The organism is Rhodoferax sp. GW821-FHT02C08 (assembly GCF_059421805.1).
The window spans coordinates 137,859-150,668 of record NZ_JBWKVR010000004.1; the positions used below are offsets into that span (position 1 = coordinate 137,859).

At 60.6% G+C, this 12,810-nt stretch carries 14 protein-coding genes; 12 read left to right on the plus strand and 2 right to left on the minus strand.

Annotated features, from left to right (window positions below; genetic code table 11):
- The first annotated feature begins 13 nt into the window (after positions 1 to 13).
- The 11 genes from der to AC07VY_RS06435 all read left to right on the plus strand — a co-directional run bounded on the left by der (position 14) and on the right by AC07VY_RS06435 (position 10,196).
- On the plus strand, positions 14 to 1,354 hold the full coding sequence (der, locus tag AC07VY_RS06385; protein ID WP_495096821.1) for a ribosome biogenesis GTPase Der: 1,341 nt from the start codon (positions 14 to 16) through the stop codon (positions 1,352 to 1,354).
- Positions 1,355 to 1,462: 108 nt separating this feature from the next.
- Entirely contained in the window at positions 1,463 to 1,714 is a 252-nt protein-coding gene (hfq, locus tag AC07VY_RS06390) for an RNA chaperone Hfq (RefSeq protein WP_490593736.1), read from the plus strand.
- A 107-nt stretch (positions 1,715 to 1,821) separates the two neighbouring features.
- A complete protein-coding gene (hflX, locus tag AC07VY_RS06395) occupies positions 1,822 to 2,991 on the plus strand; it encodes a GTPase HflX (protein ID WP_495076322.1) in 1,170 nt (389 codons plus the stop codon).
- 20 nt (positions 2,992 to 3,011) lie between these two features.
- The gene (gene hflK, locus AC07VY_RS06400) at positions 3,012 to 4,376 is read left to right on the plus strand and encodes an FtsH protease activity modulator HflK (RefSeq protein WP_495076209.1); all 1,365 of its coding nucleotides are present in this window, start codon (positions 3,012 to 3,014) and stop codon (positions 4,374 to 4,376) included.
- A 9-nt stretch (positions 4,377 to 4,385) separates the two neighbouring features.
- Complete coding sequence (gene hflC / locus AC07VY_RS06405) at positions 4,386 to 5,291, plus strand: protease modulator HflC (RefSeq protein WP_495076208.1); 906 nt, start codon at positions 4,386 to 4,388, stop codon at positions 5,289 to 5,291.
- Positions 5,292 to 5,293: 2 nt separating this feature from the next.
- On the plus strand, positions 5,294 to 5,485 hold the full coding sequence (locus AC07VY_RS06410) for a DUF2065 domain-containing protein (protein ID WP_495076207.1): 192 nt from the start codon (positions 5,294 to 5,296) through the stop codon (positions 5,483 to 5,485).
- Positions 5,486 to 5,593: 108 nt separating this feature from the next.
- On the plus strand, positions 5,594 to 6,742 hold the full coding sequence (locus tag AC07VY_RS06415; RefSeq protein ID WP_495096820.1) for an ATP phosphoribosyltransferase regulatory subunit: 1,149 nt from the start codon (positions 5,594 to 5,596) through the stop codon (positions 6,740 to 6,742).
- A 13-nt stretch (positions 6,743 to 6,755) separates the two neighbouring features.
- Positions 6,756 to 8,099, plus strand: a complete 1,344-nt coding sequence (locus tag AC07VY_RS06420) for an adenylosuccinate synthase (protein WP_495076205.1) — start codon at positions 6,756 to 6,758, stop codon at positions 8,097 to 8,099.
- Between the two features lie 72 nt (positions 8,100 to 8,171).
- Complete coding sequence (locus AC07VY_RS06425) at positions 8,172 to 8,696, plus strand: phosphoribosyltransferase (RefSeq protein WP_495076204.1); 525 nt, start codon at positions 8,172 to 8,174, stop codon at positions 8,694 to 8,696.
- A gap of 22 nt (positions 8,697 to 8,718) precedes the next feature.
- Positions 8,719 to 9,942 (plus strand): PLP-dependent transferase, encoded by a 1,224-nt coding sequence (locus AC07VY_RS06430; RefSeq protein WP_495096819.1) that lies wholly within the window; start codon positions 8,719 to 8,721, stop codon positions 9,940 to 9,942.
- 74 nt (positions 9,943 to 10,016) lie between these two features.
- Entirely contained in the window at positions 10,017 to 10,196 is a 180-nt protein-coding gene (locus AC07VY_RS06435; RefSeq protein WP_495076202.1) for a hypothetical protein, read from the plus strand.
- A gap of 15 nt (positions 10,197 to 10,211) precedes the next feature.
- On the opposite strand, the gene AC07VY_RS06440 is transcribed toward AC07VY_RS06435, so the two are convergent.
- On the minus strand, positions 10,212 to 10,844 hold the full coding sequence (locus tag AC07VY_RS06440) for an arylesterase (RefSeq protein WP_495076201.1): 633 nt from the start codon (positions 10,842 to 10,844) through the stop codon (positions 10,212 to 10,214).
- 15 nt (positions 10,845 to 10,859) lie between these two features.
- On the opposite strand from AC07VY_RS06440, the gene AC07VY_RS06445 reads away from it, so the two are divergent.
- Entirely contained in the window at positions 10,860 to 11,540 is a 681-nt protein-coding gene (locus tag AC07VY_RS06445; protein WP_495076200.1) for an ABC transporter ATP-binding protein, read from the plus strand.
- A 79-nt stretch (positions 11,541 to 11,619) separates the two neighbouring features.
- Here the strand turns inward: AC07VY_RS06445 and pobA are convergent, their stop codons facing one another.
- Positions 11,620 to 12,807 (minus strand): 4-hydroxybenzoate 3-monooxygenase, encoded by a 1,188-nt coding sequence (gene pobA / locus AC07VY_RS06450; RefSeq protein ID WP_495096818.1) that lies wholly within the window; start codon positions 12,805 to 12,807, stop codon positions 11,620 to 11,622.
- Positions 12,808 to 12,810 lie beyond the last annotated feature (3 nt).

Below are 12,810 nucleotides of genomic sequence, written 5' to 3' on the forward strand. Positions count from 1 at the left end.
TCTGCGCCATACCATGAAACCAGTCTTGGCCTTAGTCGGTCGCCCTAATGTGGGCAAATCTACACTCTTCAATCGCCTCACCAAGTCGCGTGATGCGATCGTGGCGGACTTCGCCGGTCTGACCCGCGACCGCCACTACGGCAACGGCCGTCAGGGCAAGCACGAATACATCGTGATTGATACCGGCGGCTTCGAGCCGGATGCCGAAAGCGGTATCTACAAGGAAATGGCCAAACAGACGCGCCAGGCGGTTGCCGAGGCCGATGTGGTGATCTTCGTGGTGGATGCCCGTGGCGGCCTGTCTGCCCAGGACCACGATATTGCCAAGTACCTGCGTCGCCTGGGCAAGCCCTGCATACTGACGGCCAACAAAGCCGAAGGCATGAAGGAAGGCCACCAGTTGGTGGATTTCTATGAACTGGGTCTGGGCGAGGTGTACCCCGTCTCGGCAGCGCACGGGCAGGGCATTCGAGGCCTTGTCGATCTGGCGCTGGCTCCCTTGAATCTGCCCGATCCGGATGAAGAGGCCGAGGCCGAAGACATCGGCGTGACCAAGCTGGCCGTGGCGGGCCGCCCGAATGTGGGCAAATCCACACTGATCAATACCTGGCTGGGCGAAGAGCGACTGGTGGCATTCGATATGCCCGGTACGACCCGTGACGCCATCAGCGTGCCTTTCGAGCGCAACGGCCACAAGTTCGAGTTGATCGACACCGCCGGCCTGCGCCGCAAGGGCAAGGTTTTTGAAGCCATCGAGAAGTTTTCGGTGGTGAAGACCTTGCAGGCGATCGAGACCTGCCATGTGGTGCTGCTGCTGATTGACGCGACCCAGGGTGTGACCGACCAGGATGCCCATATCGCTGGCTACATCCTGGAAAGCGGGCGCTCGGTGGTGCTGGCAATCAACAAATGGGATGCTGTAGACGCCTACCAGCGGCAACTGGTGCAGCGCTCAATCGAGACCCGACTGGCGTTTTTGAAGTTTGCGTCCATGCATTTCATCTCGGCGACCAAACGCCAGGGTCTGGGGCCGTTGTGGGCGTCCATTCTGCAGGCGCACCAGGCGGCGATGTGCAAGATGTCCACGCCGGTGCTCACGCGTCTGCTGCTGGAGGCTACGGCCTTCCAGAGCCCGCAGCGCGCCGGCATGTTCCGCCCCAAGCTGCGCTATGCCCACCAGGGCGGCATGAACCCACCGGTCATCATCATCCACGGCAATTCGCTGGAGCATGTGACCGACGCGTACAAGCGCTTTCTGGAAGGTCGTTTCCGCAAGGCCTTCAATCTCACCGGTACGCCATTGCGTATCCAGATGAAGTCGGCAGCCAATCCTTACGCCGATAAAGACGACTGAACGAGTCTCAACAATTTTGGTGGGGCCTTAGGCATACCTAGTGTAAGTACGGGTATCGCTGTGGTAAGGTCCAACCTTCTTTAACATCTTCACAACACGGAGAATATCGTGAGCAATAAAGGGCAGCTTCTTCAGGACCCATTTCTCAATACTTTGCGTCGCGAGCATGTGCCAGTGTCGATTTACCTCGTCAATGGCATCAAGCTGCAAGGCCAGATTGAGTCTTTTGACCAGTACGTTGTGCTGTTGCGCAATACCGTGACCCAGATGGTGTACAAGCACGCCATTTCGACTATCGTTCCTGGCCGTGCTGTGAATTTCTCCGCTGCGGATGAGTCGGCTCCCGACGCAGCCGCCTGAGATTGCCGGTCATTCTTTTGGTGACCGGGCTTCTGCAACGCTGCCCGGTCCACTAAAACCTCCCCCTCTACCTGTTTCCTGATTTGAGTTCTTCTGATTCGCCTGACATGCCACTGGCCGTACTGGTCGGTGTTGATTTGGGGGCACCGCATTTTGACAAAGAACTTGAAGAGCTGGGCCTGTTGGCAGACACCGCGGGTATGCGTGTGGTTGCCCGCATCACCTGCAAACGCCAGGCACCCGATGCTGCGCTGTTTGTAGGCAGCGGCAAGGCTGATGAGATCAAGCTGCTGGCGCAAATGCATGGCGCGACCGAGATTCTCTTCGACCAGAGCTTGAGCCCCGCGCAGCAGCGCAATCTGGAACGCCACTGTGAGTTGCCGGTCAACGACCGGACCATGCTGATCCTGACCATTTTTGCCCAGCGCGCGCGCAGCCACGAAGGCAAGTTGCAGGTCGAACTTGCGCGTTTGCAGTATCTGAGTACCCGGCTGGTCCGGCGCTGGTCGCATTTGGAGCGGCAAAGCGGCGGTATCGGTATGCGTGGCGGCCCCGGTGAGAAGCAGATCGAGCTCGATCGCCGCATGCTGGGCGAGTCCATCAAGCGAACCAAGGAGCGCTTGCAAAAGGTAGTGCGCCAGCGCAGCACCCAGCGGCGCCAGCGTTCGCGCCGCGACGCCTTCACCATTTCGCTGGTCGGCTATACCAACGCCGGCAAATCCACACTATTCAACACCTTGGTGAAGGCACGGGCCTACACCGCCGACCAGTTGTTTGCCACGCTGGACACCACTACTCGTCAGCTATACCTGGGTGAGGCCGGGCGGTCCGTGTCCCTGTCCGACACCGTGGGGTTTATCCGCGATCTGCCGCACGGATTGGTGGATGCGTTCCGAGCAACCCTGCAAGAAGCAGCCGATGCCGACTTGCTGTTGCATGTGGTGGATGCCTCCAACCCGAACTTTCCTGAGCAGATGGCCGAAGTCGGCATGGTGCTGAGAGAAATAGGCGCTGACGATGTGCCCCAACTGCTGGTATTTAACAAGCTGGATGCCCTTGATAAATCGCGTTGGCCGCTCCAGATGCAAGATGAAATCGAGGTAGATGGCCAGCAGGTCCCTCGAATTTTTTTAAGTGCCCGTACCGGAGACGGAATGCCGGCGTTGCGGCAGAAGCTGGCGGAACTGTCCTTGGCCAAAATGTCCAAGGCAGATGCCCCCACGCAATCCCCGGAATGGCTCGGCGACGGTGTTTCCATAGGCACAATACAGGAATGACAACCGAGAGACTTGCGCGAATGAATCTCAATTTACGGGCTTTTACTATGGCCATCCTGCCAGGACGACTCCGGGGTATGTTCAACTTGAACGACCCGCGCTGGGGCCGTGGTGACGACAATGGGTCCGATGGCTCTCAGAAGCCGGAAGAGCCGGCCAAGAACACGCCCAACCGCGGCCAGGGTCCGAACCAAGGCCCGCCGGACCTGGATGAGTTGTGGCGTGACTTCAACCGCAAATTGGGCGGGCTGTTTGGCGGCAACAAGAATAATTCTCGCGGCAACGGATCTTCCGGTGGCGGTGGTGGCGGTTTTCAGCCCGACATGAAGAATGCGGGTGTCGGCATCGGTTTGATCGCTGGCGTGGTTCTGCTGATTTGGCTGGGCACCGGCTTCTTCATTGTGCAGGAAGGCCAACAGGCCGTGATCACCCAGTTTGGCAAGTACAAATCCACGGTGGGGGCGGGCTTCAACTGGCGTCTGCCTTACCCCGTGCAGCGCCACGAGCTGGTTTCCGTCACCCAGATCCGTTCTGTGGATGTGGGTCGCGATTCCATCATCAAGGCCACTGGCTTGCGTGAATCCGCCATGCTGACCGAAGATGAAAACATCGTCGAGATCAAGTTCGCTGTGCAATACCGTTTGAACGATGCGCGTGCCTTCCTGTTTGAAAGCAAGGACCCCAGCGGCGCCGTGGTGCAGGCCGCAGAAACGGCGGTCCGCGAGGTGGTGGGCAAGATGCGCATGGATACGGCCTTGGCCGAGGAGCGTGACCAGATTGGACCGCGTGTGCGCGTGCTGATGCAAACCATTCTGGACCGCTATAAGTTGGGTGTGGAGGTGGTTGGCATCAATATGCAGCAAAGTGGCGTGCGTCCGCCCGAGCAGGTGCAGGCTGCGTTTGACGATGTGCTGAAGGCCGGTCAGGAGCGTGAACGTGCCAAGAATGAAGCCCAGGCCTATGCCAACGACGTGGTGCCACGCGCCGTGGGTTCCGCGTCGCGCCTGCAAGAAGAGTCTGAGGCATACAAGGCCCGTATCGTGGCCCAGGCCGAAGGTGATGCGCAGCGTTTCCGCTCGGTGTTGACCGAATACCAGAAGGCCCCCCAGGTCACGCGCGATCGCATGTATCTGGACACCATGCAGCAAATCTATACCAATGTCACCAAGGTCTTGGTGGACTCCAAGCAGGGCTCCAATCTGCTATACATGCCGATAGACAAGATCATGCAGATGTCAGGTCAAGCCGCTGTGGGTGCTGCAAATAGCAGCACTACGGCAGATCCGTTGGCAAGCAGCTCGGTGGTGCCGGTTGCGCCAGCGATCGTGTCGAATGATGCCCGCACGCGCGACAACTCGCGCTCGCGTGACCGTGACGTGCGTTAGGAGAATACTTTGAACAGAGTTGGTTTTATTGCATCGTCCCTGCTGGTGGTCTTCGCGCTGCTGAGCTCCATGTTGTTCGTGGTGGATCAGCGCCAGTTTGGTGTGGTCTACGCCCTGGGCCAGATTAAAGAGGTGATAACCGAGCCCGGTCTGAACTTTAAGTTGCCGCCACCGTTCCAAAACGTCACTTATCTCGACAAGCGATTGCTGACCCTGGACAGCACCGACGCCGAGCCCATGCTGACCGCTGAAAAGCAACGCGTGGTGATTGACTGGTATGTGCGCTGGCGCGTTTCGACGCCGTCCGACTACATCCGTAATGTGGGCCTGGATGAGAATGCCGGCGCCAATCAGCTGAACCGCGTGGTGCGCAATGCCTTCCAAGAGGAAGTCAACAAGCGCACGGTGAAGGAGTTGCTGTCGCTGAAGCGCGAAGCATTGATGGCCGATGTGAAGCGCGAAGTTCAAGAGGCCGTGCAGGGCTCCAAGCCTTGGGGTGTGGATGTAGTGGATGTACGTATTACGCGTGTGGACTACGTGGAGGCCATCACCGAATCGGTCTACCGTCGCATGGAGGCCGAACGCAAGCGCGTGGCCAACGAGCTGCGTTCCACGGGTGCTGCTGAGGGCGAAAAGATCCGCGCCGATGCCGATAAGCAACGTGAAGTGACCATCGCCAATGCCACCCGTGAGGCCCAGAAGATCAAGGGCGAGGGTGATGCCGAGGCTTCTCGCATTTATGCCGATGCATTTGGCAAAGACCCCCAGTTTGCGCAGTTCTACCGCAGCCTGGATGCCTACAAAGCCAGCTTCAACAAGAAGAGCGATGTGATGGTCTTGGACCCATCGTCGGACTTCTTCAAAGCTATGCGCGGTAGTGGCAGCAGTGCTGCTGCGCCTGCCGGTAAGAAGTAATCTTGGAAGACGGCAATAGCCTTTGGGCCGCTCTGGCCCTGGTGCTGGTGATAGAGGGGCTGCTGCCTTTTCTATCACCGTCTACCTGGCGCAATATGTTCAAGCAGCTTTTGGAGCTGCAAGACGGCCAGCTACGTTTCTTTGGTCTGTGCAGCATGCTGCTCGGGCTGGTTTTGTTTCTGCTGCTGACATAGGGGCTGCGTCCCGCTTGAACGCCACGGATTGCAGGAAAAGTACCGTGGCGGTTTTTACCCGTGCCCAAGCCCGGTAAAATCTCTTTTTTAACAGCCTCCCCAAATCCCATGTCTGCTTGGGTCCTCCCGGATCACATTGCCGATGTCCTGCCTTCCGAGGCACGGCACATCGAAGAACTGCGTCGCGCCTTGCTCGACACCGCCCGTGGCTATGCGTACGAGCTGGTCATGCCGCCTCTGTTGGAGCATCTGGAGTCCTTGCTGACCGGTACCGGCGAGGCATTGGATCTGCAAACCTTCAAACTGGTAGACCAGCTGTCCGGGCGGATGTTGGGCGTGCGCGCTGACACCACGCCCCAGGTTGCACGCATTGATGCCCATTTGCTCAACCGCAAGGGTGTGACGCGCCTGTGCTATTGCGGCCCTGTGGCCCATACCCGGCCAGACCGTCCGCATGCCACCCGCGAACCGCTGCAACTGGGCGCCGAAATTTACGGCCATGCCGGCCTGGAAGCCGATCTGGAGGTCTTGCAGCTGTCGCTGGACTGTCTGCGGGCGGCTGAGGTCCAAGGCATCACGGTCGATATGGGTGATGCGCGTATTGCGCGTGCCCTGCTGGCAGAAGTGGCGCCTGCGCCCGATCTGTTGGCACGTATCCATGCTGCGCTGGCCAACAAAGACGCTACTGAGCTGGCCGAGTTGTGCCAGGGCTTCCCGGCGGTGACGCGTGACGGCCTATTGGCTCTGGTGCAGTTGTATGGCGATGCCAGCATCCTGCAGCAGGCACTTCGTGTGCTGCCAAGTTTGCCGGCCATCCAGGACGCGCTGCGTGATTTGCAGTGGCTAGCGGAACAGCTGGCCGGCACGCCGGTCAGCTTTGATCTGGCCGATCTGCGCGGTTATGCCTACTACAGCGGTGCACGCTTTGCGATTTATGCGCAAGGCGCTGGCGATGCCTTGGTGCGTGGCGGCCGTTATGACGAGGTGGGAGCGGTCTTTGGTCGTAATCGCCCGGCGGTTGGGTTCAGTCTGGACCTGAAGCAGTTGGTGGGGGCCGTGGGCCCACGTCCGCTGCGGGCCGCCATCCGCGCGCCTTGGGGCCATGCCGACGATCTGCGCGCGGCTATTGCTGCACTGCGCGCCGAAGGTGAGATTGTGGTCTGCGTGTTGCCAGGCCACGAAAGTGAAGTTGATGAGTTCCATTGCGATCGCGTGCTTCAGCAAGCGGCTGGGCAGTGGGTCGTGCAAGTTATTTAAGAAAATTTCTGAGATGAACACCCAAACAAATCTGGTTCCTGGTCGCAATGTCGTCGTGGTGGGTACGCAATGGGGCGATGAAGGCAAGGGCAAGCTGGTCGATTGGCTCACCGAAAGCGCCCAGGGCGTGGTGCGCTTCCAAGGCGGTCACAACGCGGGCCACACCTTGGTCATCAACGGCGTGAAGACGGCCTTGCACCTGATTCCCAGCGGCATCATGCGCGCTGGCGTCAAATGCTACATAGGCAATGGTGTGGTGTTGTCGGCCGCCAAGCTGTTTGAAGAAATCGAAGGGCTGGAGAAGGCAGGTGTCGAAGTGCGTTCGCGCCTGCGCATCAGCGAGGCCTGCCCGCTGATCCTGCCGTTCCACGCGGCTATCGACATCGCCCGCGAAGCGCTGCGCGAAAAGGGCGGCACCGAGAAGATCGGCACCACAGGTCGCGGTATCGGTCCTGCCTATGAGGACAAGATTGCCCGCCGCGCGCTGCGCGTGCAGGACCTGAAATACCCCGAGCGTTTCGCCACCAAGCTGCGTGAGCTGCTGGAGCTGCACAACTTCGTGCTGACCCAGTTCCTGCATGCTCCTGCGATCGATTTCGACACGGTCTATGCCGAGTCCATGCGCCATGCCGAGTTGCTCAAGCCGATGATGGCCGACGTGTCGCGTGAATTGAATGACGCCCACAAAGCAGGTGCCAACCTGCTGTTTGAAGGTGCGCAAGGCACGTTGCTGGACGTGGACCACGGAACCTACCCCTACGTGACTTCCAGCAACTGCGTGGCTGGCAATGCCGCTGCCGGTTCTGGCGTGGGCCCGGGCATGCTGCACTACATCCTGGGCATCACCAAGGCCTATTGCACCCGCGTAGGCGGCGGTCCGTTCCCGACCGAACTCGAATGGGAAAAGCCCGGTACGCCTGGCTACCACATGAGCACTGTCGGAGCTGAAAAGGGCGTGACCACCGGCCGCAGTCGCCGTTGCGGCTGGTTTGATGCGGCCCTGCTCAAGCGCAGCGCCCAGGTCAATGGCCTGAGCGGCCTGTGCATTACCAAGCTGGATGTGCTGGACGGCATTGACGTGCTGCAACTCTGCACCGGCTACATGCTGGACGGCGAACTGGTTGATATCCTGCCCATGGGTGCAGACGATATCGCGCGCTGCGTGCCGGTGTACGAAGCCATCGATGGCTGGACCGATTCCACTGTGGGCGTGACCGACTACAGCAAGCTGCCCGAGAATGCGCGCCGCTACCTGAGCCGCATTGAAGAGGTGACGGGTGTGCCCATCGCCATGGTCTCGACCAGCCCGGACCGCGACCACACCATCATGATGCAGCACCCTTACAAGGCTGCTTGAGTTATTGAATAAATTGGCCGCTGGCGCAGATAGCGCCTGCGCCAGTAGCTATTATTTCAGGAGTAATTCCCCATGTTGACAGAAGACGGCAAGCACCTGTACGTCAGTTATGACGAATACCACAGCCTTATCGAAAAGCTGGCCCTCAAAGTCCACCAGTCGGGGTGGGAATTTGACAATATCCTGTGCCTGGCGCGCGGTGGCTTGCGCCCTGGCGATGTGCTGTCACGCATCTTCGACAAGCCTCTGGCCATTATGTCCACCAGCTCGTACCGCGCGGATGCCGGCCGCCAGCAGGGCGTGCTGGATATCGCTCGCTTCATCACTACACCCAAGGGTGAAATTGCTGGCAAGGTGCTGCTGGTGGATGACTTGGCTGATACCGGCCACACGCTGAACGCGGTGGTGCGTCAGCTCAAGAGCGACTACGCGCCCATCACCGAGCTGCGCAGCGCCGTGATCTGGACCAAGGCGGTTTCCGTCTTTACGCCCGACTATTCGGTCGAGTTTTTGCCCACCAATCCCTGGATCCACCAGCCTTTCGAGGGCTACGACGCCATGCGTCCAGCCCAGCTGATGGAAAAGTGGAAGCTGTAAGCGCGGCTGACGCAAGCGATCCGTGGCGAGCCGTCCCCATCCTTCCACCCAGCTGATCCACCACCCGTACGCGCCGCCAGCGGCGTTTGCGGCGCCGCAGCCTGGCGTGTTCAAGGCGTCGACCGTCATCTTTCCGTCCGTGGCCGCCATGCGCGAGTACGAATGGAAAGACAAGTCGGCCTACACCTACGGCCTGCACGGCACGCCCACCACCTACACGCTGGAAGAGCGCATCGCGACGCTGGAAGGTGGCAGCTACTGCGTGCTGGTGCCCAGCGGCTTGGCGGCCATCGCCAATGTGGCTCTGGCCCTGCTGAAGGCCGGCGACAGCATGCTGTTACCCGACAACGTCTACGGCCCCAACAAGGCCTTCTCGGAAGGCGAGTTGGCGCGCTGGGGCATCAGCACCCAGGTTTACGACCCCATGAATCCAGGCGATCTGGCGGCCAAGATCACGCCGACCACCCGGCTGGTGTGGGTCGAGGCTGCGGGCTCCGTTACCCTGGAGTTCCCAGACCTGCCGGCTTTGCTGCAGGTCTGCCGTGATCGCCAGGTCTGGTGCGCGCTGGACAACACCTGGGGTGCGGGCCTGGCCTTCAACCCCTTTGATCTGTTGTCTGGCAGCGGGACCACGCTCGGCGTGGACCTGTCCGTCCATGCGCTGACCAAGTACCCCAGCGGGGGCGGCGATGTGCTGATGGGCAGCGTCGTCACCCGCGATCCTGCGCTGCACCGCAGGGTTCAGCGCACCCATATGCATTTGGGCCTGGGTGTTGCGGCCAATGATGCCGAGCTGGTGCTGCGCTCCTTGCCCAGCATGGCATTGCGCTACCGGGCCCACGACATGGCGACCCGCGCCTTGGTGCAATGGTGCCGCCAGCAGGCCGAGTTTGTACAGGTGCTGCACCCTGCGCTGGCGGGTTCGCCTGGCCATACGCACTGGCAGGCGCTGTGTGGCGCGCAGGATGCGGCCGCCGGCTTGTTCAGCGTGGTGCTGGACCCGCGCTATACCTCGGCGCAGGTGGACGCCTTTTGCGATGCCCTGGCTTTGTTCAAGCTGGGTTATAGCTGGGGCGGTCCGATGAGTCTGGTGGTGCCTTACGAACTGGAGCGCATGCGGGTAGGCTGGCCGGACCATCTGGCGCGAGGCACGCTGGTACGCTTCTCCGTGGGTTTGGAGGCGGTGGCGGACCTGCAAGCAGACTTGGCGCAGGCGCTGCGGAAACTGGCGCAGTCCAGCGGTTAGATCCTGGGGCCGCCGAATATCCGGGTGCCGGGCAAGCTGTTAAAGTGGTAGCCTTATTTTGAAAGAAGACCACCTTGGCAACACCAAATTACGGATACGAAAAGCGTCAAAAAGAGCTGGCCAAGAAAAAGAAGAAGGAAGACAAGCTGAAGGCCAAGAGCGAGCGCAAGCACGACGGCGTCACGGACGACGGTGTGCAGGATCAGGGCGATGCAACGCAAACCCCACCGCCCGACGCCTCCAGCGACGCCTGATCTTTCCTTCGTTTTTTAGTTCAGCAGCTTTTTCAGCTCCGGCCACACGTTGTTCAGCAACGTAGGATGCGCCTCCGCCTTGGGGTGGATGCGGTCTGGCTGGAACAAAGCCACCGGGTCCGGCGCATCCGCCACGCCTTTCAGCAAGAAGGGCACCAACCCGGTTTTCTCCGTCTTTGCCACCCTCTCGAACGTGCTCTGGAAGCGATTTGCGTAATCACGTCCGTAGTTCGGCGGCACTTGCATGCCGACCAGTAGCACCTTGGCACCGGCTTTCTGGGCGGTTTCGGTCATTTGGCGCAAATTGTCTTCGGTGGACTGTAGGGGTAGGCCGCGCAGCGCATCATTGCCTCCTAGCTCAATCACCACCAGTGTCGGTTGGTAAAAGCCCAGCAGGCCGGCCAGACGCGAGCGGCCACCCGAAGTGGTGTCTCCGCTGATGCTGGCGTTGTGCACCACGGCCTGGATCTTTTGTTCGGCCAGGCGCTTCTCCAGCAGAGCCACCCAGCCCGTGCCGCGGGGCAGGCCGTATTCGGCGCTGATGCTATCGCCCACCACCAGAATGTTCGGCGTGGTCTTGGCCCAGGCACCGGATGACCCCACAGCGGCGGCCAGGGTCCATGTCGCGATAAAGTGTCTACGTTTCAAAACTCAAAGCCTTTCATGCCAAATCTGTCCCCAGGTGCTGTGATTTCTGTAGAGCATGTCTCCAAGTCGGTGACCGACTCTACCGGCACGCTCTCCATTTTGCGTGATATCGATTTCTCACTAGCGCCCAGGGAGACTGTGGCCATCGTGGGCGCGTCAGGTTCCGGCAAAAGCACCTTGTTGTCCATCATTGCAGGCTTGGATACACCCACGCAGGGCACAGTTCACATCGCCGGCCAGGATATTTTTGCGCTGAGTGAAGACGCCCGGGCCGCATTGCGGGCGCAGAAGCTGGGTTTTGTGTTCCAGAGCTTCCAGCTGATGGGTAATTTGACCGCGCTTGAGAACGTGATGCTGCCGCTGGAACTCATAGGCCGCAAGGACGCGCGCAAAGCCGCCACCGAGATGTTGGGGCGCGTCGGCCTGGGCCAGCGGCTAGGCCATTACCCCAAGCTGCTCAGCGGAGGAGAGCAGCAGCGCGTGGCATTGGCGCGGGCCTTTGTGGTGCAGCCGGCCGTGCTGCTGGCCGACGAGCCCACCGGCAGCCTGGACTTTGCCACCGGCGAGACGGTGATGGAGTTGATGTTCGCGCTAAATCGCGAGCAGGGTACGACCCTGGTACTGGTGACGCACGACCGCGCCATCGCCGCCCGATGCGAGCGCCGCATCACCATTGAAGCTGGCACCTTGGGCTGAGTGGTTTTATGAGAAATAGGCTGCTAGCGCAGGTATCGTCTGCGCAAGTAGCTATTTATTTGATAGCGATGGGCTGGGCTCAGCGCTCCAGGTTCAGCGGCAGGCCCACATAGTTTTCCGCCAGCACCGTGGAGGCGGCGGTGGAGTTCACCAGATATTCCAGTTCGGCTTCCTGCATGCGCTGACCAAAGGCGCCGGTGTCGGGGAACTTGTGCATCAGCGAGGTCAACCACCAGGAAAAGCGCTCGGCCTTCCAGATGCGTGCCAGGGCGCGCTGTGAATACGTGTCGATACCAGCCGCGCTCCTTTCGGCATAGAACTCAATGAAGGCGCTGGACAAATACTTGACGTCGCTAGCGGCCAGGTTCAGGCCCTTGGCGCCGGTGGGAGGCACGATGTGGGCGGCGTCGCCGGCCAGGAACATGCGGCCAAAGCGCATCGGCTCGGCCACGAAGCTGCGCAGCGGGGCGATGCTTTTCTCTAGCGTAGGGCCGGTGACGATGCGCTCGGCCAGGTCCGGGTCCAGGCGGCTGCGCAGCTCGTCCCAGAAGCGCTGGTCGCTCCAGTCCTCGGCCTTGTCGGTGAGGGGGCACTGTACGTAGTAGCGGCTGCGCGTCAGGCTGCGCATCGAGCACAGCGAGAAGCCGCGTTCGCTGTTGCCGTAGACGATGGCGTGCGGCGACACGGGCGGCACATCGGCCAGCACACCCAACCAGCCAAACGGGTAGACCTTTTCGTATTCGGTGATGGAGCCCTCGGGCACACTGGCGCGGCAGATGCCGTGGAAGCCGTCGCAGCCGGCGATGAAGTCGCATTCCAGCTCGAAGTTCTGGCCATCCTTCTGGTAGTGCACTTTGGGGTGTTCGCTGTCGAAATCATGCACGCTGACGTTGGCAGCCTGGTAGATGGTTGTTAGGCCAGCGGCGCTGCGTGCATCCATCAGGTCGCGGGTGAGTTCGGTCTGGCCGTAGGCGGTGACCACCTTGCCGTTGGTCAGTCCATGCACGTCGATCGCATGCCGCACGCCGGAGAACACCAGCTCAATGCTGTGGTGCACCACACCTTCGGCCTCCATGCGGGGCCCCACACCGGCTTCGCGCAGCATGTCCACCGTGGTTTGTTCCAGTATGCCGGCGCGGATGCGGCCCAGCACGTAGTCAGGGCTTTGGCGTTCGATGATGATGTTGTCTATGCCGGCTTTGTGCAGCAACTGGCCGAGCAGCAGGCCGGACGGGCCGGCTCCGACGATGGCAACCTGGGTTCGCATGGG